The following is a 19224-nucleotide window of genomic DNA, read 5'->3' as shown; positions in this document are numbered from 1 at the left end:
GGCTTGTCTGGGCAACGCTCGCTCTACAATAAAACATAACTATGTCGACTTTGACCGCGGGAGGACCCGATGGACAACCTTGCCAAACCCACAAACCGCGTGCTGTTTTTAGTTAGCGTTGCCGTGACCGGTGCGTTCGCAGGTGCCGCGGTCTGGCTGTTCTTTTTTGCGATGGAGCACGGTATCGACTATCTGTGGACCGAGATCCCCCACATGCTGGGCGCGGCGTCGCCCGAACTCGCCAGCGGCCCGTTCGGTTTTCTGCCGTATCCGTTTTTCGTCTGCCTGCTGGGCGGCCTGCTGATCGGCCTGTACGAAAAGCTTACGGGCACCAAGACCGACGACCTCAACCAGGTGATGGCTAAGGTTAAGCAAGACGGGCGCTACCCGTACGACAACCTGGGCAAGCTTTCGCTCGCGGCATTGCTGCCGCTGCTGTTTGGCGGAAGTATTGGACCGGAGGCCGGCCTGACCGGCGTTATCGCGGGTCTGTGCAGCTGGGTCGGCGACCGCATGCGCCGCTTTGGCGCCGAGTTCAGGGAGCTCACGCTGTTGGGCACCCAGGCCGCGCTGACGGCGCTCTTTACCGCGCCCGTCTTTGGCTTTGTGGCGCCGCTCGCCGGTAGCGCCGACGGCCAGGGCGAAGACGCCGGCGATGGGTCCGCGTCCGGCGAGATCACCATCAAACTGCCCAAGGCACAGAAGACTGTGGTCTACGGTATTGCGATTGCCGGCGGCCTGGGCACCTATCTGCTGCTCGGCCAGGTTATGGGCGGCGGCATGGGCATGCCCAGGTTCGAGGCCGCCGAGGTGGGCAACCTGGAGCTTGCCTGGCTCATCCCGCTGGCGTTGGTTGGCACCGTTTGCGGCTGGCTGTACTTTGTCTCGGAGCACGCGAGCGAGGCGCTGTCCCATGCAATAGGGGAGCGTCCTGTCGTCAAGGCCATGCTGACCGGTCTGGCGCTCGCCATCTGCGGCACGGTCTTGCCCTACACCATGTTTGCCGGCGAGACCCAGGCCGATGTACTTATGGAGACCTACCTCACCATTCCCGCCGGCGTGCTTATCGCGACCGGTCTTGTTAAGGCCATGCTGACGCCCGCCCTCATCAACCTTGGTTGGCGCGGCGGCCACTTCTTCCCCGTTATCTTCTCGGGCGTAAGCCTGGGCTATGGCCTTGCCATCCTCACCGGCGCAGATCCGGTCTTTTGCGTCGCCGTCTGCACGGCATCGACGATGGGCGCCGTCATGCGCCAGCCTGTCATGGTTGTGGGCCTGCTGCTTATGTGTTTCCCACTCAAGGGTATCGTCTGCATGATCATCGCCGCAGTCATTGCCGCTGGCATTCCACTGCCCAAGCCGCTGCGCAAGTAGCGCGGCAGCGCGCGGTCAGTACAAACATCTCAAGTCCGGTGCGGGCGCTGTGTCACGGATTTGCGGGTGGACTGGATTTCGTTCAGTATCGGCGCTATTTCCAAATCGCGAGCGCGGCGGTGCCCAGTACGATGAGGGCGAGACCGATGGCGCTGCGCCGCGAGACCTTTTCGTTGAATGCCAAGCGCGCAAATAGTACCGATACGACAATCGATAGTTTGTCGATCTGCACCACGACGCTCACCTGGCCTGCGGCGATGGCATAGTAATAGAGCAGCCACGATGCTCCGGTCGCGATGCCCGATGCCGCGAGAAATACGAGCTCGTAGCGGTCTACGTGCACGGCTTGGCCCATCTTGCCTTTAGCTGCCACGATTGCCCATGCCATAACCAGTACCACGCAGGTGCGGATTGCCGTGGCCAGGTTTGACTCGACGCCTTCGATGCCGATCTTAGCGAGGACGGAGGTGAGTGCTGCGAACATGGCGGCGCCGAGGGCGTAAGCGAGCCAGGTCCGGTCTTGCTGCTGCTCGGGTCCGGCGGATTGCTGCTTTTCGGTCATTAAAAACGTGCCGAGGGTAATGACGGCGGTTCCCACGAGCTTAACCGCAAGGTTGCTCGTCTCGCCAAAAAGCACGATGGCGATCAGCGCGGCGAGCACGGTGCTCATCTTGTCGACCGGTACGACCTTATTGACGTCTCCGATGCTCAACGCCTTAAAGTAACAGATCCACGAAGCGCCGGTAGCGAGTCCCGAGAGGACGAGAAAGAGCCAGGATCTGGGTTCGATGCTGCCAATGGTTCCAATGGATCCAGAAATGCCCGCCATTGCCCAGGCGAAAACGAGCACCACGCAGGTGCGAATGGCCGTCGCGACATCGGAGTCGGTCTGCTTGATGCCGCATTTGGCCAAGATGGATGTGATGCCGGCAAAGAATGCTGACGCAAATGCTGCGACAACCCACGACACGGGTGCGGTGCCTCCTTGGATAATGGGTTTATCCTGCGAGTTTTATGGACATGAGGATACCGCCCCACCATGAAGGTTTGATATGGCCGCGGCGAGACGGGGGCCATGTTCCGGGGAACCATTTGGTTGAGGCTCGAATTGTCGATATGCTGTCGGCTTCTCTTTGGTTGCCAAGATTTAAACGGCATGCCGTGAAGGGCGGTAGCGACGTTGTCGCTGCTTCGTCTTATCTAGTAAATGAGGTGGCGTGCAGCCCAAGCCCTTTGGCTGTCGATTACAGGTCGCGTGCCCGATAGACCTTGGTGCTGACGGCGCAGCTGATTGCACATAGCGCGAGGGCAAGTGCGGCGATGCCTGCACACAGACAGCTCAGAACGGCAGGATCGGGATTCGCTCCGGCAATCGACATGAGCCAGTTGCTGATGGGGTTGGAGGAGCTCAGCGTGGCCATGGCAAGGCATCCGAGCATGGCAAACAGACCAACGGACAGGCGCAGTGCCTCCATGTGTCCAAAGCGAAAGAACAGCGGCTGCGCCAAAAACACCATCATGAGGGAGATGAGCATTGATGCTGCTGAGGCTATTGCAATCTCAAAGACAATCTGTCCCGTCAACGGGATACCCGCGCTGTTGAAGAGCGGGAAGGAGACGATGCTCAGAAGCGCGGCGGCGCACGCCATGACGGCGGAGAAGACAATAACGCTCAGGTAGCGTGCGCGGATGATGTCTTTGCGCGAGAAGGGCAGCGTTGCCCGGTAGCGCTCCAACCGTTTTGATTGTCGAAACCGGCCAGTGAGTTCATGACTATGATGGGCGACATGGCACTGACGGCGCAGGCGCCGGCGCTCATACCGGAATCGCCATCCGACGCGTTGACGAGCGTCAGCACAACGAAGATGAACAAGCCGACGCCCGCAATGCTCGGGATGAGCGTGCGAACGATGGCGAGTTCGGACATAAAGGCGCGTTTCATTTCGAAGCCCCTTTCAGTATGAGGCGCAGATAGTCATCAATGGTTGCCCGATCGCAGGGAATCTCGGGAAAGGCCTCGAGCGTTTCGCGACGGTTGGGTACGAGTACGTCCACGCTGTAGGCGTGACGGGCGGCACGGGCGCCTTCGACGCAAGCCATAAGCTCGGCAGCCTGCGATTGGGTGCAGTGGGCGATGCCAGCGCGGTCGGTAATATCCTCACGCGGCAGGTCAAAAATAATCGAGCCATTATCGATGCAGATGACGCGATCAGCGGTGCGATCGAGGTCGGACGTAATGTGACTCGAGAGCAGCACGCTGCGCTGACCGTCGGCGACAAAGGCAAGCAGCTCATCGAGCAGCTCCTCGCGTGCCATGGGATCGAGGCCCGCGGTGGCTTCGTCCAAAACGAGCAGCTTGGCCTTGTGGCTGAGCGCACAGGCAAGCTGAAGTTTCATGCCCATGCCGCGGGAGAGGTCCTTGACCTTTGTCTTGGGATCGAGGCCAAATCGGTTGATGAATCCGGCGAACGTTTCGCGGTCCCACGTGGGGTACGCTGGGCCTACGAGCGACTCGATCTGGCCCACCTTGAGCGTGGAGGGGAAGGGGCACGTGTCCAGGACAAGACCGACGCGGGAGCGTAGATGGCGTTGCGACTCATCGGGCGCGTCGGCGCCACAGCGCTGCCCAAACAGGTGCACTTCGCCGGCATCGAGCTTTATAAGCCCGAGAGCAGCTCGAATCGTCGTTGTTTTGCCAGCACCGTTGGCACCAACAAAGCCGATGATCTGGCCAGGCTCCACGGCAAGCGTGACGTCGCGCAGCGAAAAGCGGTCGCTTACAGCGTGTGAGATGCCTTTGAGTTCAAGCAAGTTTTGCATGGTATAGCCTTTCTTGCAGATGGCTACTGCATGGTTTCGGGGGCTACCAGGTCGAGCATCTCGTGCAGTTTGTCGCGCGTGACGCCCAGGGTTTCGGCTTGGCTCGCCGCTTTCGCAAGTAGCTCTTCGATATGGCAGAGCTGGTTTTCGCGCAAGAGTTCCTGGTTGCCCTCGGCGACAAAGCAGCCCTTGCCCTGCACGGTGCAGATAAACCCGAGTTGCTCTAGGTCGGCGTAGGCGCGCTTGGTGGTGATGACGCTCACGCCAAGATCGCTCGCGAGCGCACGGATGCTGGGGAGTTTGGCTCCCGCAGTGAGCGTGCCCGAAAGGATTTGAGCTTTGACCTGCGAGGATATCTGTTCGTAGATGGGCTTATCGCTCGAATTGGATAGGATGATGTCCACAGCGGCTCCTTAGCTGTTGGGCTACACGTGTATATAACCGGTAAGCACAGTATATATACACTATGCACAGTTATGCAAGAGCTAAATGTGGAATAGACCATCGGCGCCGCGCTTGCTCCAAAACAATCTCAATCTGTAACATCTGGGTCCGTTTTTGGTCGCCAGCTGTTACAGATTGAGATGTTATTTTCCCGCCTGCCTATTTGTCTCAATCTGTAACAGTAAGAGTCGATTTGCGCGGCTAGATGTTACAGAACGAGACATTGGCTGCCTGCCTTTCCGTTTATCTCGATTTGTAACAGCTAGACCCAATTTGGGCGGTCAGGTGTTACAGATTGAGATTGTGCCGGCGGACAAGTTCGTTTGTCTCAATCTGTAACATCTGGGTCCGTTTTGAGTCGCCTGCTGTTACAGATTGAGACAGTCTGCTGCAGAATACTTTCGATAACTAGCCGTTCACGTTCTGACTGATGAATTTGTCCTGATAGGCGCCCTAGAGCGAGATTTCGCGGCTACAATAGTGCGGTTACAACGACGTAATGCACTCAATGCAAGAAAGGATCCGCATGGCAAGCCTGTCGGATGAAATCTCGTCGCGCCGCACATTCGCGATCATCAGCCACCCGGACGCCGGTAAGACCACGCTTACCGAGAAGCTGCTGCTCTATACCGGCAGCATCCAGACCGCCGGCTCGGTCAAGGGCAAGAGCTCGGCCAAGCATGCCGTTTCGGACTGGATGGACATCGAGAAGGAGCGCGGCATTTCCGTTACCTCCTCGGTGCTGCAGTTCACCTACAACGGCGCCTGCGTCAACATCCTCGATACTCCCGGCCACCAGGACTTCTCGGAGGATACCTACCGTACCCTTATGGCCGCCGACGCCGCGGTCATGGTCATCGACGGCGCCAAGGGCGTCGAGGCCCAGACCAAAAAGCTCTTTAAGGTCTGCACGCTGCGCCACATTCCCATCTTTACCTTTGTGAACAAGCTCGACCACGAGGCTCGCGACCCGTTTGAGCTCATGGAAGAGATCGAGAACGTCCTGGGCATCAATACGTATCCTATGAATTGGCCGATCGGCAGCGGCCGCAACTTCCGCGGCGTGTTCGATCGCCAGACCCGTCGCGTCATTGCCTTTGAGGGCGATGGTCACGCCAACGCCACCAAGAAGGTCGCCGAGGTCGAGGCCGAGCTGGGCGACCCCGCCATGGATGAGCTCATTGGCGAGGAGAACCATAAGAACCTAATGGACGATATCGAGCTGCTCGATGGCGCCGGCGACGAGCTCGACTTGGATGCCGTGGCCTGCGGCAAGCTGAGCCCGGCGTTCTTTGGCTCGGCGCTCACCAACTTTGGCGTGGAGCCCTTCCTCAAGGAGTTCCTGCGCCTGGCCCCGACGCCGCGCGCCTATACCGATACGCTCACCAGCGAGCCGGTCGATCCCTGCCGCGACGACTTTAGCGGCTTTGTGTTTAAGATCCAGGCCAACATGGACAAGAACCACCGCGACCGCATCGCCTTTGTGCGCATTTGCTCGGGCAAGTTCGAGCGCGGCATGGATGCCTTCCACGTGCAGGGCAACCGCAAACTCAAGCTTGCTACGGGCACGTCGATGATGGCCGATGACCGTGCCATCGTGGACGAGGCGTACGCGGGCGATATCGTGGGCCTGTTCGACCCGGGTATCTTTAGCATCGGTGACACCGTGTGCTCCGGCAAGCGCCACGTGCAGTATCCGCAGATCCCGACGTTTGCCCCCGAGATGTTCGCTCGCATTACGCAGGTCGACACGCTCAAGCGCAAGCAGTTCGTCAAGGGCATGGAGGAGCTTGCCCAGGAGGGTGCCATCCAGATCTTCCGCGAGCTGGGTGCCGGTATGGAGAGCGTCATCGTGGGCGTGGTCGGCGTGCTGCAGTTTGAGGTGCTTGAGCGCCGTCTCAAGGCTGAGTACCGTGTTGAGGTTCGTCGCCAGCCGCTGCCCTATACAGACATCCGCTGGATCCAGAACGACCCCGACACCATCGATATCCCGGGCCTTTCGCTCACGCGCGACACGCTGCGCGTCGAGGACATGCGCGGCGGCAAGCTGCTGCTGTTCACGAGCCCGTGGAACGTGGACTGGGCAACCGACCACAACCCCGACCTTATCCTGTCGGAGTTTGGCAACGTGGCCTTTTAACGCATCGGCGCGGTGACCCTGCGGGGCTGCCGCGCCATTTACTTGCCTGATGCCGTGTGAGCGGCTATCATACCCACCGTCGTCTCAAGACCGGGGCGTCCGAGCAGTTCGGGTCCGATATCCTGCTCGTTAAACCTAAAACCAAAGGAGTACATAATGATCAAGAAGGTCATGGAGGACTACAAGGTCCTGTTGCGGAGCATTCCCGCGGCAACGGTTTCGCTGTTTTTCGTGAGCGTTATCATGATGAACCTGCTGGCCAACAAAGAGCTTATCAGTCTGCCATATCTGGCACTCGATTGCGGCTTTGTGGTGAGCTGGGTTTCGTTTTTGTGCCAGGACATGATCTGCAAGCGCTTTGGCGCCAAGGCATCCATCAAAATTTCTATCCTCGCACTGCTGGTCAACCTGGCCGTGAGCCTGTGCTTTTGGGCATGCTCGCTCACGCCCGGCATGTGGGGCGCTTACTACGACACGGGCATGATCGAGGTCAACACTGCTCTCAACGCCACCATCGGCGGCACCTGGTACGTGGTGCTGGGCTCTTCGCTGGCGATGCTCGTTTCTGCCGTGGTTAACTCCACGCTCAACCAGTCGCTCGGCCGTATGCTCAAAAAGAATAATTTTGCGAGCTTTGCCTTCCGCTCCTATGTGTCCACGGGTGTTGGCCAGTTTATCGACAACCTGGTCTTTGCCATTGTGGTGAGCCACACGTTCTTTGGTTGGACCTGGGTGCAGGTCCTTATGTGTTCGCTGACCGGCGCTGTCGCCGAGCTGCTGTGCGAGGTCTTCCTGAGCCCCGTGGGCTACAAGGTCGTGCGCGGCTGGGAGCGCGAGAATGTGGGTTCCGAGTACCTCGAGCGCCACGCAACCGCCTAAGGAGCAAGTATGCGGGTTTTGATCACGGGCGCTTCGGGCGGTATCGGAGCCGCGTGCGTGCAGCGCTTTTTGGACGAGGGCCACGAGGTCGTGGGCTTTGATCTGCTGCCGGCGGCGATCGAACACGAGCGCTACCGCCATCTGATCGTTGATGTCCGCGAGCCTGACTCGTTTCCAGGCGACCTTGAACCCCAGGTAATCGTGAACGTTGCTGGTACGCAGGATTCGGCCGACGATATTGCTGCCAACCTGCGTGGCACCATCAACGTGACCGAGCACTACGCCTTTGTGGGGGAGGGGCTTGCCGCCAAGCCGACACTGGCTATCAAATCCGTGGTCAATGTGGGGTCGGCGAGCGGACATACGGGATCGGAGTTTCCTGCCTATGCTGCCAGCAAGGGCGGCGTTATCGCCTACACCAAGAACCTTGCAAACCGCCTGGCACCGCAGGCCATCGCCAACAGTGTGGACCCGGGCGGCGTTATCACGCCGCTCAACCGTTGCGTGATGGAAGACGAACACCTGTGGAACCAGATTATGGAGCTCACGCCGCTTAAACGCTGGGCCACCGCCCAAGAGATCGCCGAGTGGATCTACTTTGTGGGCGTGACCAACCGGTTTATGACCGGGCAGAGCCTGCTGATCGATGGCGGCGAGGCCGGCCGCACACAATTTATTTGGCCCGAATAGGAAACGCGCCCGATGGAAAGCCGTCGGGCGCGTTTTTGATTTACGGGCTTTAGCCTGTGCGGGGCGCGCAGCGCGCCGCATCAGAAACCACCCGCTATGCGGGTGGGGCCAAACGGCTTTACAAAGCCGCCCCCTCGCCGGACACTTGCGATTGTTCAGGCCGCAAGGAATCCGAGTCGAGAGGGCGGTGGTGGCGTATGGCCCAGAAGGCCTACAGCCTGTCGCACACGAAGTGGATGTGCAAGTACCACGTCGTGTTCACGCCGAAGTATAGGCGCAAAGTCATCTACAACCAAATAAGGTCCGACCTTGGGGAGATCTTCAGGAAACTCTGCCAGTACAAGGGGATAGAGATCATCGAGGGGCACCTGATGCCCGACCACGTCCACATGCTGCTGGCGATACCGCCGAAGTACAGCGTATCGAGCGTGATGGGCTACCTGAAGGGGAAGAGCTCGCTGATGATATTCGACAAGCACGCGAACATGAAGTACAAGTTCGGCAACAGGAAGTTCTGGGCCGAGGGCTACTACGTGTCCACCGTCGGCCTGAACGAGGCCACCATTGCGAAGTACATCCGGGAGCAGGAGAAGGCCGACATCGCGATCGACCGGCTGAGCGTCAAGGAGTACGAGGACCCCTTCGATAGGGGGCCGGGGCGTAAATAGCGCCGGTTTGACCGGCCCGTCACGGGTCAATCTGCAGTGCGGCCCGAACCCCGTGAGGGCCGGCGCCTTTAGACGCGTGCCGGAAATCCAAGGGTTATACCCTAAGAGCAAACCACCCCTTTTAGGGGTGGTTTTGATGTATCGATTTTTAGCTGAGGCAAGTCCAGTTGACGGGGGTCGAGCCGTGCTGTTCGAGTAGCCGATTGGCAGCGGAGAAGGGGCGCGACCCCATAAAAGCGGGGAGTTCTGCCGTGGCACGGTTGGCCGAAAGCGGCGAGGGGTGCGTAGAGGCCAGGCAGAACTTGCCGGTTGCTTTGCCCGCGCCGATTGCGGCGAGCTTGCCTTCGACCATCTGCTGGGCAAAGCGACCCCATGCCAAAAAGACTACCGGCTGGGGCAGCTGGCAGCAGCGTTCGATAACGTAGTCGGTCAGGGTGCTCCAGCCCAGTTTGGCGTGCGAGTTCGCGGCATGCTCGCGCACGGTGAGCGTGGTGTTGAGGAGCAGGACGCCCTGTTGTGCCCATGGTGTTAGGTCTCCCGTGGCGGGAATGGGGCAACCCAGATCGGCTTTGAGTTCCTTATAGATGTTGCGCAGGCTCGGCGGCAACTTGGTTTGCGTTGCGGGGACCGAGAACGACAGTCCCATGGCCTGATTGGGACCGTGATAAGGGTCCTGACCCAAGATGACAACTTTGACCTGGTCGGCCGGCGTGTAGGCGAGGGCATTGAGGATGTCGTCTTGTGCCGGGTAGATAGTCTGCTCGGCACGCAAAAGGGCGATGCGCTCGAGCAGCTGGTTCGTAGTGTCACGTACCGGCTGCGGCGCATCGCCCAACCAAGTTGCTATGTTGTGGTCGCGGGTTGCGGTGTCCATGGGGCTCCTTTATGGTAGATGCTCTGTTGGCATCTATTGTAAAGGCGCACCGGTTGCCTTTATGACACGGCTGTATGAAGAACGGGGTCTACGAGACGCGCTCGGGCGCTCCTGCCATACGGGCCTGTCCATGTGCACGGAGGCGCGGAAGCTCGACGGTTGCCACCATGACGCCGGTGAGGATGAGGGTGGCGCCAAAGAAGGCGATGGGGTTCAGGACCTCGCCGACCAGGAAGAACGAAAAGACGGCAGAGCAGACCGGCTCGAGCGAGAAAGCGAAGCCGGTGGTCTCGGCAGGCACGTGGGGCTGCACGAGCGTTTGGGTGATAAAGCCATAGGCAGAGCAGATGAGTGCGAGCGCGACGACAACGACAATCTCGCTCGGCGTGCCGGGAAGCGTGAAACCGCCAAAGGTGAATGCGGCGATACCCGAGAATAAGCAGCCGAAGCCCAGCTGCCAAACGCCCAGGGCCAGCGGGTCGACATCTTCGACAAAGCGCTTCGCCACAATGATATGGCCGGCATAGACAAAAGCGGAGAGCAGCATGATGAGCGCGCCCGGGTTCAGGCTGGTGAAGTCGGCGCCCGAGAGCAGCAACATACCGCAGGTGACGATGGCGGTGCCGACGAGCACTTTGCGCTCGGGGGCACGACGCAGCAGGGCGGCGTTGGCAAACGGCACGATCACGACCGTCAGGCTCTGCAAAAAGCCGGCGGTGGAGGCGGAGGTGAGGCTGGAGCCCAGGCACATGCAGGTGAGTTCGGTTGCCATAATGGCGCCGATGATGGCAGCGCGGACCATAAGGTCGCGGTTGATGCGGAAAGCGCGCTTGTGGAAGAGCAGCAGGCAAGCCACAAAGGCGATGATGCAGCGCAGCGCAACGATGCTCGTGGCGTTCATACTGTCCATGCCGATCTTCATGAGGGGGTACGAAAAGCCCCATGCGACGGGAACGGAAAATGAGAGCGCGATTGCTTTTTTGCGATCCATGGGACTCCTTTTGTTACAGAACGGTTTCGTAAAAAGGATTCTGCTCCCAGATGTGGATGTAGTAAAGCGAATGTATCTTCAGTATGATTAAGAAATGCTAATGTCATTAGGAAAAGCGCTGGCAAAACGTTTTACGGCTGCATTGATGTGGAGGCACGATGGCATCGCGGTATCAGATTGTTTGTATGGTGGTCGATCGCGGCAGTCTTAAGGGCGCGGCGGACGAGTTGGGCTATACGCAAAGTGCGGTGAGCCAGGCCGTCAAGGCGCTCGAGCGCGAGCTGGGCACCACGCTTATCGAGCGCGGAAAGCAGGGCGTTTCGCTTACGCGCGATGGCAAGCAGTATCTGCCGTACCTGCGCCAGATTGTGACCGCCGAGGCCGAGCTCGAGGGCAAGCGCCAGGAGCTGCTGGGGCTTTCGTCGACCGATATTCGCATCGCGACGTTTACCAACGTGAGCCGTACCGTGCTGCCGCGTGTGATCCGCGACTTTGGTACGCTGCACCCGGGCGTACGCTTTACCCTCAAGCAGGGCGATTACACGCGCAACGCTCAGTGGGTGCACGACGGCGTGGTGGATTTTTGCTTTACGGCGCGCGGGTTTACCGCAGGCCTCGAGAAGCGTGTGGTCTATCACGACGAGTTGGTGGCGCTGCTGCCGGCTGCGCATCCGCTGGCGGCAAAGGAAAAGGTGACGCTCGCCGACCTGGCGTCCGAGCCCTTTGTGCTGCTGGATGAGGGCGAACAGAGCCTGGTGCTCGATGCATTTGCGACACATGGGCTGTCGCCGCACGTGACGAGTGAAGTGACTGACGACTACACCATCATGGCGATGGTGGCGGAGGGCCTAGGCGTGAGCATGCTCTACCGTCGTACTGTGGAGGGCATGCGAGCCGATATTCGTGTGCGACCCATCGTGCATGCTCCCTCGCGCGACGTAGTGGCAGCTTGGCGCAGCTGGGATACCATGCCTATCGCCACGAGGCGCTTTATCGACTATATGAGCTCGCATATTGTCAATTAATGACTGGCGTGGCGTTGAGTGCGGTGTCTAGCGGGCTGTCGCTTTGGCTTGGGTGGCGCGATAGGTGCGTGCCGGGTGGCAAAGTAGTACCGCCACGACCATAAAGAACGCCGTGGTGCCCAGGCTGATGGGGTAGACCATCATGATGTTCGCAAAGGTGCGGAAGTGCGGGAACACGCAGAACACCCAATAGAAGCGGATGCCGCAGACGCAGATCATGGTGATGAGGGCGGGCGTGAGCGAGATACCAAAGCCGCGTAGGTAGCCGGACATGTTTTCGTAGAACATGCTAAAGGCGTACGCCGGGAAGATCGAACACACGCGGATATAGCCGATCGAGACGATGTTGGGATCGCTGTTGAACAGCGACAAGATCTCGCGCCCCAGGCCGACAATGACGACAATCGTGGTGAGTGCAACGATACCGCCTTCGACCAGGCAGACCTTGAGCGTTTTGGTGCAGCGGTCGATCTGGCGGGCACCGTGGTTTTGTCCCACAAAGGTTGTGCAAGCCTGGCTAAAGCTGTTGAGCAGGTTGTAGCATACGTACTCCAAGCTCATAGCGGCGCTCGATGCCGCCATGACCTCGGTGCCCAGGCTGTTGATAGCAGACTGGATGATGATGTTGGCGACGGCAAAGACGGCGCTCTGGATGCCGGCGGGCAGGCCGATCTTGACGATGCGCTTGAGGGCGACGGGGTCGATAGCCAGGTCGCGCGGGGTGACGCGGACGACGGAGTCGGTCTTGAGCAGGCGGATAAAGAGCGTAGCGGCGCTGACGGTGTAGGCGATGGCGGTGGCGATGGCGACGCCCGCGACGCCCCAGTGGAGTACGGGGACAAAGATGAGGTCCAGGCCAATGTTGAGGACGGTGGACACGGCAAGCGCCTGCAGCGGCATGCGGGTGATGCCGACGGAGCGGAAGATCGCGGCCTCAAAGTTGTAAAGCAAGATCGAGGGCATGCTGAGCAAAAAGACGCGTAGGTAGAGCGAAGCGAGCGGCATGGTTTCGGCGGGAACGTTGAGCGCGGCGAGCATGGGCTCGGCAAAGATCTCGCCCAGTGCGATGACGACAAAGCCCACAAGTGCCATAAGAATCGAGGTATGGACGGCGCGTTTGACCATGTTCTGATCGTTGCGGCCGATAGCGTTGGCGATGACCACGTTGGAGCCAAGCGACATGCCAATAAACAGGTTGAGCATAAGACTGGTAAGCGGAACATTGGAGCCGACCGCCGCCATGGCGAGGGTTCCCTGGTCGCCCGAGAAGTTACCGATGATGACCGTGGCGATGAGGTTCGACAGTTGCTCCAAGATGCTCGTGGCGGCCACAGGGAAGGCGAACAGGGGAACATTGCGCCACAGCGATCCGGTGGTCATGTCAATGTGCTTAGATACGGTGTCAGCCATACGCTCTCAATCTCTAACATGCTCTTTTGTGCTTATTTGCGCAGACGATGATACTCCTAATCGCCTAGTCATTGGGGACGTTCTAAAACGATTACTCATTCAAGAACGTCCCCAATGACTAGGCGGGGAAGGCGTGCGACAATGGTGGGCGTTGTGTTGTTCGCGCTAAGGAGTTGCCATGTTGTTGTGTCCCGTTTGCCATGAGCCGCTGGTGGATGACGAACGCGGTGCTGCATGCGCGGGTGGGCACCGGTTTGACCGTGCGCGCGAGGGCTATCTATATCTCCTGCGCTCGTCCAAGAGCGGCGACTCCATGGGCGATCCCAAGTCGCAGGCACGCAGCCGTCGCGACTTTCTGAACCGCGGTTACTATGCGCCGTTGCGCGATGCGATGGTCGAGCTGGTGCACGAGCGGGCGGCAGAGCACGGGGCGTATACGGGCAAGCAACTGACCTTGCTCGATATTTGCTGCGGCGAGGGCTACTACACCAGCGCCATGGGCGCGGTGCCGGGCGTGGATGCTTACGGCTTTGACCTGGGCAAAGAGATGGTGCGCCTTGCCGCCAAGCGCGGCGATGCGACCTACTTCGTGGCCAACATGAAGGACATCCCCGTGGCCGATGGCGCCTTCGATATGGTGACCGAGCTCTTTGCTCCCTTTAACGAGCGCGAGTTTGCCCGCGTGCTGGCGCCGGAGGGCTCGCTCTACACCGTGGTGCCGGGTGCCCGTCATCTGTTTGGGCTTAAGGAAGTGCTCTACGATACGCCGTACCTTAACGACGAGAAGCTGCCGAAGACTACCGAGCTCGAGTTGGTCGGAACGCAGCGGGTATCTGCGAATATTACGCTCCAGACCCAGGCCGACATCGAGGCGGTGTTCCAGATGACGCCGTACTACTACCGCACACGCCCTGCCGACAAAGAGCGCCTGGCAAATTTGGACACGCTCCAGACCGATATCGACTTCATCATCGCCGAGTACCGCCACTGCTAACCTACCAAAAAGGGACAGGTTTATTTTGGCAGGTTTTATCTGGGCAAACGCAAAGGGCCGACCGCGGAGATGCGCGATCGGCCCTTTTTAGTTGCTTGGCTGCAGAGGTTATGAGAAGCGAGCGCTTACAGGCGGTCCTTGTTCTCGGCCTTAACGGCGTGTGCCTGCTGAACAAAGAACAGGTCGTACACCACGATGACAAAGGCGACGATATTGACGGCGCTGCCGCCGAGCGCGGGAAGCGTGAGCGCGGCCTGCGCAATCGTGGCGATTGCGGCAACGATGCCGAGCTTAAACGCAGCATCCACCTGCGAAGGCTTGTTGGCGCCCTTGATGCCCGCAACACCTGCGGCGAGATCGATGAGGCCCTTGGCGACCAGCACGACCGCGGCGAGCATGGCGTTCGACCCGTACGTGGAATCGAGGTTGCCGGTCGCGATGCCGGCGATTCCAATGACGAGACTGGCGATGCCCAGAACAAAATAAATCAGGGCAAGGATTTTGAGTGTCTTGCGAGCGGCGCTCATAGCTGGTCCTTTCGATGCGGGCGCGGAGAATCTGTCGCACCCAGGTTGCGGCACATATCGTGAAGCACATTGTAGTTCAACGGGGCGATGCATGCGTTTGAAAGCGTCTCTTGCCTGTACGGTCCAACCTTTCAAAAAGGAAAGCTGGACGTAAGCCAAATCGATGGCAGCCCATGTGCGGCGCTGCGATGATGAGGCCGTAACAAGGAGCTGGTCTCAAGGAGGAGTCATGATGTACGGAGCAGGGCAAGTGCGTGAGCCGCAGTCGTTGGGAAGGCGCATGGGTGATTCTGTGATCGCTGCCGTGTGCACGGGATTGATGGCGGTGCTTTGCATTGCGATGCTGTGGACCATGTCGCATGTGGGACAATAGCGGACGGTTGGGTGCTGGCATAAACGGCACTCGCGTATTCGTTTTGCTTGCTAAGGAGTGCCCATGGGCGTCGTCGATCCCTTTTCTGTTGCTCGGGCCGCGGGGCTTGAGCTGATCGGGAAGTCCGAGGGCCTCACGCTCACCGACGGCACGATGGAGCTGCGTGCCGATTTTGACCGCATGCTTCCGCGGCTCAAGCAGGGCCGTCTGCAGCAAGAGCTGTTGGTAAAGGCTGCGCGCGCAAAAGGCATCGAGTGCCCATGGGCGATTGATGCCACGGCAGGCTTTGGCGAGGATTCGCTGCTGTTGGCGGCCGCGGGCTTTACCGTCGATCTGTATGAGCAGGATTGCGTGATCGCGGCGCTCCTCAAGGATGCCCTGGATCGCGCGGCAGATGATCCGGCGCTTGCGGCTGCCGTGTCGCGCATGCGCTTACATGCGGGCGAGGACAGCATTGCCGGCCTTCGCCATACGGCTGAGCTGATCGGGCGGGGCGAGCTTGCCGCCCCCGACGTGGTATATCTGGATCCCATGTTTCCCGAGCGCACCAAGAGCGCGGCGGTGAAAAAGAAGTTCCAACTCTTGCACCATCTGGAGCAGCCGTGCGCCGATGAGGAGACGCTGGTCGAAGCTGCGCTTGCGGCGCGCCCGCGCAAGGTCGTTATCAAGCGGCCGGTGAAGGGGCCGCTGCTTGCCGGCGTTAAGCCGAGCTATCAACTTGCGGGCAAGGCCGTTCGCTACGATGTGTTGGTGCCGCCGCGCCCGTAGCTTGCGTGCGATGGCTGGCGCTCCGTCAATGCCGTGCCGATGCGGCGCCTATTTCCAAGGGTGCGACGTCAAGTGCCAGCCGCCGCAGTATTCGCATTTGTAGCAGGCCAGCCCGCGGCGTCCGCGGTTTTCGCAGTCGGCCATAACTGCCTCGGCCTCGGCGCGCGTGTCGTAACGGTTTTTGCGCTCGCACGATTTGTAGCGCCAGGCTTCATCGCGCTCGGCGTCCAGGGCGTCGCGGCGCTCGTCCTCGCGTGCAAACAGGTCGCTCATATCGCCGCCAGTAGCAGCGCTCAAAAACTCGCTTTTGGCCTTTGACCAGGCGGCTCGCTTTTTGCTTCCCATCTGCTTCGCGCCCTTCTCCAAACGTTGGTATCATTGCTCAATCAAAGTGATACCAATAAACGTGAGGTCGCCGCGTGATGATCAGAAAAACCCTCGATACCGACATTCCCGCCGTCATGGCCATCTATGACGCGGCCCGCGCCTTTATGCGCGCACATGGCAACACGACGCAGTGGCCCGAGGGCACGCCTTCGGGCGAGCAGCTGGCTGCCGATATCGCCGCCGGTGGCAGCTATGTGTGCGAGGAAGACGGACGCGTGGTGGCGACGTTTGCCATTCTGCCGGGGCCGGACAGTTCCTACGATGTGATCGAGGGCGGCCAGTGGCGCAGCGACGCCCCGTATGCTGTGCTGCACCGTGTGGCGTCCGATGGCACCGCGCACGGTATCGCGGCTGCGATGTTTGCCTTTGCCAAGGAACGCGCCGATCACCTGCGCATCGACACGCATCAGGACAACCTACCCATGCAGGGAGCCATCGCCAAGGCCGGGTTTAAGCGCGCCGGTATCGTATATGTGTCGGACGGTACGCCGCGCGTCGCGTTTGATTGGCTGCGCGAGGCATAAAGGCCGAGCCACATACCAGCGTTTTACCAAAAATGGCCCCGAGTGGGGCCATTTTTGGTAAAACGCGTTGTTGTGGGGCTCGCGTTGTTATCGCCCCAGATGAGCCCGGGCAGACAAAAAGGGGAGGTGCCGGCTTTCGCAAGGCGCGAACCTACGAAAATCGCTGCGCGGCAACGCGGGGCGATGAGCTCGGTCGGGGGATAGGGCTCGCTTCGCCCGCCGGCCCGTACATTGTATCATCCAGTTTGGAACGAGGATGCCCGTTGCCGCGTGCGATGGGCTTGCAATAAGAGGAGAGCCATGTCGAAGCAAGCGGTCGTTGGAATCTTGGCGCATGTCGATGCCGGCAAGACCACGCTGGCCGAGGCCATGTTGTTCAACGCGGGTCGCATTCGCAAGCGCGGCCGCGTGGACGATGGCGATTCGCATCTGGACACGAACGCGATCGAGCGTGAGCGTGGCATTACGATCTTCTCGTCGCAGGCCGTGCTCGACCATGGCGATACCCACGTCATGCTCGTGGATGCACCGGGGCATGTCGATTTTTCGGCCGAGGCGGAGCGCACATTGCGCGCGCTGGACTACGCGATTTTAGTTGTGGGCGCCAACGACGGCGTGCAGGGGCACACCGAAACCCTGTGGCGCCTGCTTGCGCGCTATGACATCCCGACGTTCATCTATATCAATAAAATCGATTTGGAGAATCCCGGCCGCGATGTTTTGCTGGCACAACTTGGGCAACGTCTCTCCGAGGGCTGCTTGGATGCCAGCGAACTGCTGGCGGGCGGGGCCGTTCAGGAGGACGCTGCCGCGTTAGACGAAGAAGCGCTCGAGGAGTTTCTTGAGGCGGGCGAGCTTTCTGTCGCAACGCTGTCGCGCATGGTTGCCGAGCGCAAACTCTTTCCCTGCTTTGCCGGGTCGGCGCTCAAGGACCAAGGCGTGGACGAGCTGCTGGACGGCATATGCGCGCTGATGCGTGAACAGGCATGGCTTCCGGAGTTTGCCGCGCGCGTCTATCGTGTCAGCCGCGGGGATCGCGGCGAGCACTTGGCTTGGGTTAAAGTGACCGGCGGCACGCTGCATGCCAAGCAGATGATTGACGGACGTTCCGGCGCCGAGGCATGGGAGCAGAAGGTCGATCAGGTACGCATCTATAACGGCGAAAAGTATGAGCTTGCCCAAGAAGTTGCTGCTGGCGGTATTTGTGCTGTGACGGGTCTTGCGCATGTTCGCCCAGGGGACGCCCTGGGCGCGGAGCCCGCGGGCGATGCGCCCGTCATTGCGCCGGTTCTCACCTATACGGTGCTTCCGGGCGAACACGATGTCCATGCGGTGTTCAAAGCGTTGACTGAGCTGGCGGACGAAGATCCCATGCTCGGCGTAAGCTGGAATACGCATCTAGAGCAGATTCATTTGCAGTTGATGGGCGCTGTGCAACTCGAGGTCGTGCAGCGGGTGTTGACCGATCGTTTTGGCCTTTCGGTTGCGTTTGAGTCTGGCGGCATTCTCTATAAGGAGACTATTTCGCAGCCGGTCGAGGGCGTGGGCCACTTTGAGCCGCTGCACCACTATGCCGAGGTGCATCTGCGCCTGGAGCCGTTGGCAGCGGGTTCGGGCGTGCAGTTTGGCACCGTGACCTCGACCGACGAGCTCGATCTTAACTGGCAGCGTTTGGCGCTCACCAACGCCATGGAGCGCGACCACCTGGGCGTGCTGACGGGCTCGCCCATCACCGATGTGCGCATTACACTCACGGGCGGCCGCGCGCATGCCAAGCACACCGAGGGCGGTGATTTTCGCCAGGCCACGTATCGCGCGATTCGCCAGGGGCTCATGCAAGCGAGTGAGGCCGGCGCGGCGGTGCTGTTGGAGCCGTGGTATCGCTTTGAGCTCGAGGTGCCGGGGGAGTGCGTGGGCCGGGCGCTCTCGGATGCCACGCGCATGGGTGCCGAGTACGAGCCGCCGACGATGGCGGGAGACCGGGCGAAGCTTATGGGTCGCGTGCCGGCATCCGAGGTGCAGGATTACGCGCTGGAGGTGGCTGCCTACACGAGCGGTCGCGGACATCTGTACCTGGAGTTTGCCGGCTATGCGGCTTGCCATGATGCCGAGCGCGTAATCGAGACTGCCGCTTATGAGCCCGAGGCCGATCTGCCCAACACGCCCGACTCGGTCTTTTGCTCTCACGGCGCCGGTTACACGGTCAAATGGTACGACGTGCCCGCCGCGGCGCACGTAAAGATCAATCCCGCCACCTTCCGCCCCTGGCGAGCAGCAGACGCCGAGTTTTTCGGCCACATGTGACAAAGGGACAGTTTCTTTGTCACATGTTATTG

At 60.1% G+C, this 19224-nt stretch carries 20 protein-coding genes and 2 pseudogenes; 11 read left to right on the top strand and 11 right to left on the bottom strand.

The features are described from left to right. Nucleotides 1-69 precede the first annotated feature (69 nt). Complete coding sequence (locus ACKUUJ_RS09500) at nt 70-1374, top strand: chloride channel protein (RefSeq protein ID WP_409065410.1); 1305 nt, start codon at nt 70-72, stop codon at nt 1372-1374. Between the two features lie 94 nt (nt 1375-1468). Here the strand turns inward: ACKUUJ_RS09500 and ACKUUJ_RS09495 are convergent. The 6 genes and pseudogenes from ACKUUJ_RS09495 to ACKUUJ_RS09470 form a co-directional block, all read right to left on the bottom strand. After that, nucleotides 1469-1873 (bottom strand): annotated as a pseudogene (locus ACKUUJ_RS09495) (EamA family transporter); the annotation flags it as partial. Nucleotides 1874-1933: 60 nt separating this feature from the next. Next, nucleotides 1934-2344, bottom strand: a pseudogene (locus ACKUUJ_RS09490) (EamA family transporter); the annotation flags it as partial. A 274-nt stretch (nt 2345-2618) separates the two neighbouring features. Continuing rightward, nucleotides 2619-3110 (bottom strand): ABC-2 transporter permease, encoded by a 492-nt coding sequence (locus ACKUUJ_RS09485; RefSeq protein ID WP_409065409.1) that lies wholly within the window; start codon nt 3108-3110, stop codon nt 2619-2621. Further along, nucleotides 3047-3316: a hypothetical protein gene (locus ACKUUJ_RS09480; protein WP_409065408.1), complete on the bottom strand. Its 270-nt coding sequence runs from the start codon at nt 3314-3316 to the stop codon at nt 3047-3049. Before ACKUUJ_RS09480 ends, ACKUUJ_RS09485 begins: the two co-directional genes overlap by 64 nt. After that, nucleotides 3313-4194 (bottom strand): ABC transporter ATP-binding protein, encoded by an 882-nt coding sequence (locus ACKUUJ_RS09475; RefSeq protein WP_346977500.1) that lies wholly within the window; start codon nt 4192-4194, stop codon nt 3313-3315. The genes ACKUUJ_RS09480 and ACKUUJ_RS09475 overlap by 4 nt, the downstream gene beginning before the upstream one ends. Before the next feature lie 23 nt (nt 4195-4217). Continuing rightward, complete coding sequence (locus ACKUUJ_RS09470; RefSeq protein WP_055309996.1) at nt 4218-4598, bottom strand: GntR family transcriptional regulator; 381 nt, start codon at nt 4596-4598, stop codon at nt 4218-4220. Between the two features lie 566 nt (nt 4599-5164). Here ACKUUJ_RS09470 and ACKUUJ_RS09465 point away from each other — a divergent pair. The 4 genes from ACKUUJ_RS09465 to tnpA all read left to right on the top strand — a co-directional run bounded on the left by ACKUUJ_RS09465 (nt 5165) and on the right by tnpA (nt 9015). After that, a complete protein-coding gene (locus tag ACKUUJ_RS09465) occupies nt 5165-6778 on the top strand; it encodes a peptide chain release factor 3 (RefSeq protein WP_055252215.1) in 1614 nt (537 codons plus the stop codon). A gap of 156 nt (nt 6779-6934) precedes the next feature. Next, nucleotides 6935-7657 (top strand): VUT family protein, encoded by a 723-nt coding sequence (locus tag ACKUUJ_RS09460; protein ID WP_022093974.1) that lies wholly within the window; start codon nt 6935-6937, stop codon nt 7655-7657. 9 nt (nt 7658-7666) lie between these two features. Beyond that, a complete protein-coding gene (locus ACKUUJ_RS09455) occupies nt 7667-8347 on the top strand; it encodes an SDR family NAD(P)-dependent oxidoreductase (RefSeq protein WP_195363950.1) in 681 nt (226 codons plus the stop codon). A gap of 197 nt (nt 8348-8544) precedes the next feature. After that, complete coding sequence (gene tnpA, locus ACKUUJ_RS09450) at nt 8545-9015, top strand: IS200/IS605 family transposase (RefSeq protein WP_346964807.1); 471 nt, start codon at nt 8545-8547, stop codon at nt 9013-9015. Between the two features lie 148 nt (nt 9016-9163). Here tnpA and ACKUUJ_RS09445 read toward each other — a convergent pair whose 3' ends face one another. Further along, entirely contained in the window at nt 9164-9889 is a 726-nt protein-coding gene (locus ACKUUJ_RS09445; RefSeq protein ID WP_195503453.1) for a uracil-DNA glycosylase, read from the bottom strand. Between the two features lie 88 nt (nt 9890-9977). Then, the gene (locus ACKUUJ_RS09440; protein ID WP_409065407.1) at nt 9978-10880 is read right to left on the bottom strand and encodes a DMT family transporter; all 903 of its coding nucleotides are present in this window, start codon (nt 10878-10880) and stop codon (nt 9978-9980) included. A gap of 158 nt (nt 10881-11038) precedes the next feature. Here ACKUUJ_RS09440 and ACKUUJ_RS09435 point away from each other — a divergent pair, with 158 nt between their 5' ends. Then, nucleotides 11039-11905 (top strand): LysR family transcriptional regulator, encoded by an 867-nt coding sequence (locus ACKUUJ_RS09435; RefSeq protein ID WP_409065406.1) that lies wholly within the window; start codon nt 11039-11041, stop codon nt 11903-11905. A 27-nt stretch (nt 11906-11932) separates the two neighbouring features. Here ACKUUJ_RS09435 and ACKUUJ_RS09430 read toward each other — a convergent pair whose 3' ends face one another. Continuing rightward, entirely contained in the window at nt 11933-13315 is a 1383-nt protein-coding gene (locus ACKUUJ_RS09430) for an MATE family efflux transporter (RefSeq protein ID WP_409065405.1), read from the bottom strand. Between the two features lie 178 nt (nt 13316-13493). Between ACKUUJ_RS09430 and ACKUUJ_RS09425 the strand changes: the two genes are divergently transcribed. Continuing rightward, nucleotides 13494-14309: a putative RNA methyltransferase gene (locus tag ACKUUJ_RS09425; protein WP_409065404.1), complete on the top strand. Its 816-nt coding sequence runs from the start codon at nt 13494-13496 to the stop codon at nt 14307-14309. A 125-nt stretch (nt 14310-14434) separates the two neighbouring features. Here ACKUUJ_RS09425 and ACKUUJ_RS09420 read toward each other — a convergent pair whose 3' ends face one another. Beyond that, nucleotides 14435-14836: a hypothetical protein gene (locus tag ACKUUJ_RS09420; RefSeq protein ID WP_117820863.1), complete on the bottom strand. Its 402-nt coding sequence runs from the start codon at nt 14834-14836 to the stop codon at nt 14435-14437. A 229-nt stretch (nt 14837-15065) separates the two neighbouring features. On the opposite strand from ACKUUJ_RS09420, the gene ACKUUJ_RS09415 reads away from it, so the two are divergent. Both ACKUUJ_RS09415 and ACKUUJ_RS09410 read left to right on the top strand, forming a co-directional pair. After that, nucleotides 15066-15209, top strand: coding sequence for a hypothetical protein (locus ACKUUJ_RS09415; RefSeq protein WP_409065403.1), 144 nt, complete (start codon nt 15066-15068; stop codon nt 15207-15209). A gap of 63 nt (nt 15210-15272) precedes the next feature. Beyond that, nucleotides 15273-15977: a class I SAM-dependent methyltransferase gene (locus ACKUUJ_RS09410; protein WP_118081367.1), complete on the top strand. Its 705-nt coding sequence runs from the start codon at nt 15273-15275 to the stop codon at nt 15975-15977. Nucleotides 15978-16025: 48 nt separating this feature from the next. Here ACKUUJ_RS09410 and ACKUUJ_RS09405 read toward each other — a convergent pair whose 3' ends face one another. After that, entirely contained in the window at nt 16026-16322 is a 297-nt protein-coding gene (locus ACKUUJ_RS09405; RefSeq protein ID WP_118081365.1) for a hypothetical protein, read from the bottom strand. Nucleotides 16323-16399: 77 nt separating this feature from the next. Between ACKUUJ_RS09405 and ACKUUJ_RS09400 the strand changes: the two genes are divergently transcribed. Both ACKUUJ_RS09400 and ACKUUJ_RS09395 read left to right on the top strand, forming a co-directional pair. Continuing rightward, the gene (locus ACKUUJ_RS09400) at nt 16400-16888 is read left to right on the top strand and encodes a GNAT family N-acetyltransferase (RefSeq protein ID WP_409065402.1); all 489 of its coding nucleotides are present in this window, start codon (nt 16400-16402) and stop codon (nt 16886-16888) included. A 300-nt stretch (nt 16889-17188) separates the two neighbouring features. Continuing rightward, nucleotides 17189-19192: a GTP-binding protein gene (locus tag ACKUUJ_RS09395; RefSeq protein WP_409065401.1), complete on the top strand. Its 2004-nt coding sequence runs from the start codon at nt 17189-17191 to the stop codon at nt 19190-19192. Nucleotides 19193-19224: the final 32 nt, after the last annotated feature.

It is taken from the genome of Collinsella sp. wc0583 (genome assembly GCF_046116915.1).
Taxonomy (GTDB): domain Bacteria; phylum Actinomycetota; class Coriobacteriia; order Coriobacteriales; family Coriobacteriaceae; genus Collinsella.
This window is presented reverse-complemented; position numbering and strand designations above follow the sequence as displayed.

What these genes read in the sequence shown, in the direction of transcription:
- ACKUUJ_RS09410 (WP_118081367.1), top strand. Translation starts at nt 15,273, where the DNA reads ATGGGCGTCGTCGATCCCTTTTCTGTTGCTCGGGCCGCGGGGCTTGAG.
- ACKUUJ_RS09395 (WP_409065401.1), top strand. Translation starts at nt 17,189, where the DNA reads ATGTCGAAGCAAGCGGTCGTTGGAATCTTGGCGCATGTCGATGCCGGC.
- ACKUUJ_RS09430 (WP_409065405.1), bottom strand. Translation starts at nt 13,315, where the DNA reads ATGGCTGACACCGTATCTAAGCACATTGACATGACCACCGGATCGCTG.
- ACKUUJ_RS09405 (WP_118081365.1), bottom strand. Translation starts at nt 16,322, where the DNA reads ATGGGAAGCAAAAAGCGAGCCGCCTGGTCAAAGGCCAAAAGCGAGTTT.
- ACKUUJ_RS09445 (WP_195503453.1), bottom strand. Translation starts at nt 9,889, where the DNA reads ATGGACACCGCAACCCGCGACCACAACATAGCAACTTGGTTGGGCGAT.
- ACKUUJ_RS09465 (WP_055252215.1), top strand. Translation starts at nt 5,165, where the DNA reads ATGGCAAGCCTGTCGGATGAAATCTCGTCGCGCCGCACATTCGCGATC.
- ACKUUJ_RS09420 (WP_117820863.1), bottom strand. Translation starts at nt 14,836, where the DNA reads ATGAGCGCCGCTCGCAAGACACTCAAAATCCTTGCCCTGATTTATTTT.
- tnpA (WP_346964807.1), top strand. Translation starts at nt 8,545, where the DNA reads ATGGCCCAGAAGGCCTACAGCCTGTCGCACACGAAGTGGATGTGCAAG.
- ACKUUJ_RS09475 (WP_346977500.1), bottom strand. Translation starts at nt 4,194, where the DNA reads ATGCAAAACTTGCTTGAACTCAAAGGCATCTCACACGCTGTAAGCGAC.
- ACKUUJ_RS09460 (WP_022093974.1), top strand. Translation starts at nt 6,935, where the DNA reads ATGATCAAGAAGGTCATGGAGGACTACAAGGTCCTGTTGCGGAGCATT.
- ACKUUJ_RS09480 (WP_409065408.1), bottom strand. Translation starts at nt 3,316, where the DNA reads ATGAAACGCGCCTTTATGTCCGAACTCGCCATCGTTCGCACGCTCATC.
- ACKUUJ_RS09455 (WP_195363950.1), top strand. Translation starts at nt 7,667, where the DNA reads ATGCGGGTTTTGATCACGGGCGCTTCGGGCGGTATCGGAGCCGCGTGC.
- ACKUUJ_RS09440 (WP_409065407.1), bottom strand. Translation starts at nt 10,880, where the DNA reads ATGGATCGCAAAAAAGCAATCGCGCTCTCATTTTCCGTTCCCGTCGCA.
- ACKUUJ_RS09415 (WP_409065403.1), top strand. Translation starts at nt 15,066, where the DNA reads ATGATGTACGGAGCAGGGCAAGTGCGTGAGCCGCAGTCGTTGGGAAGG.
- ACKUUJ_RS09500 (WP_409065410.1), top strand. Translation starts at nt 70, where the DNA reads ATGGACAACCTTGCCAAACCCACAAACCGCGTGCTGTTTTTAGTTAGC.
- ACKUUJ_RS09400 (WP_409065402.1), top strand. Translation starts at nt 16,400, where the DNA reads ATGATCAGAAAAACCCTCGATACCGACATTCCCGCCGTCATGGCCATC.
- ACKUUJ_RS09435 (WP_409065406.1), top strand. Translation starts at nt 11,039, where the DNA reads ATGGCATCGCGGTATCAGATTGTTTGTATGGTGGTCGATCGCGGCAGT.
- ACKUUJ_RS09425 (WP_409065404.1), top strand. Translation starts at nt 13,494, where the DNA reads ATGTTGTTGTGTCCCGTTTGCCATGAGCCGCTGGTGGATGACGAACGC.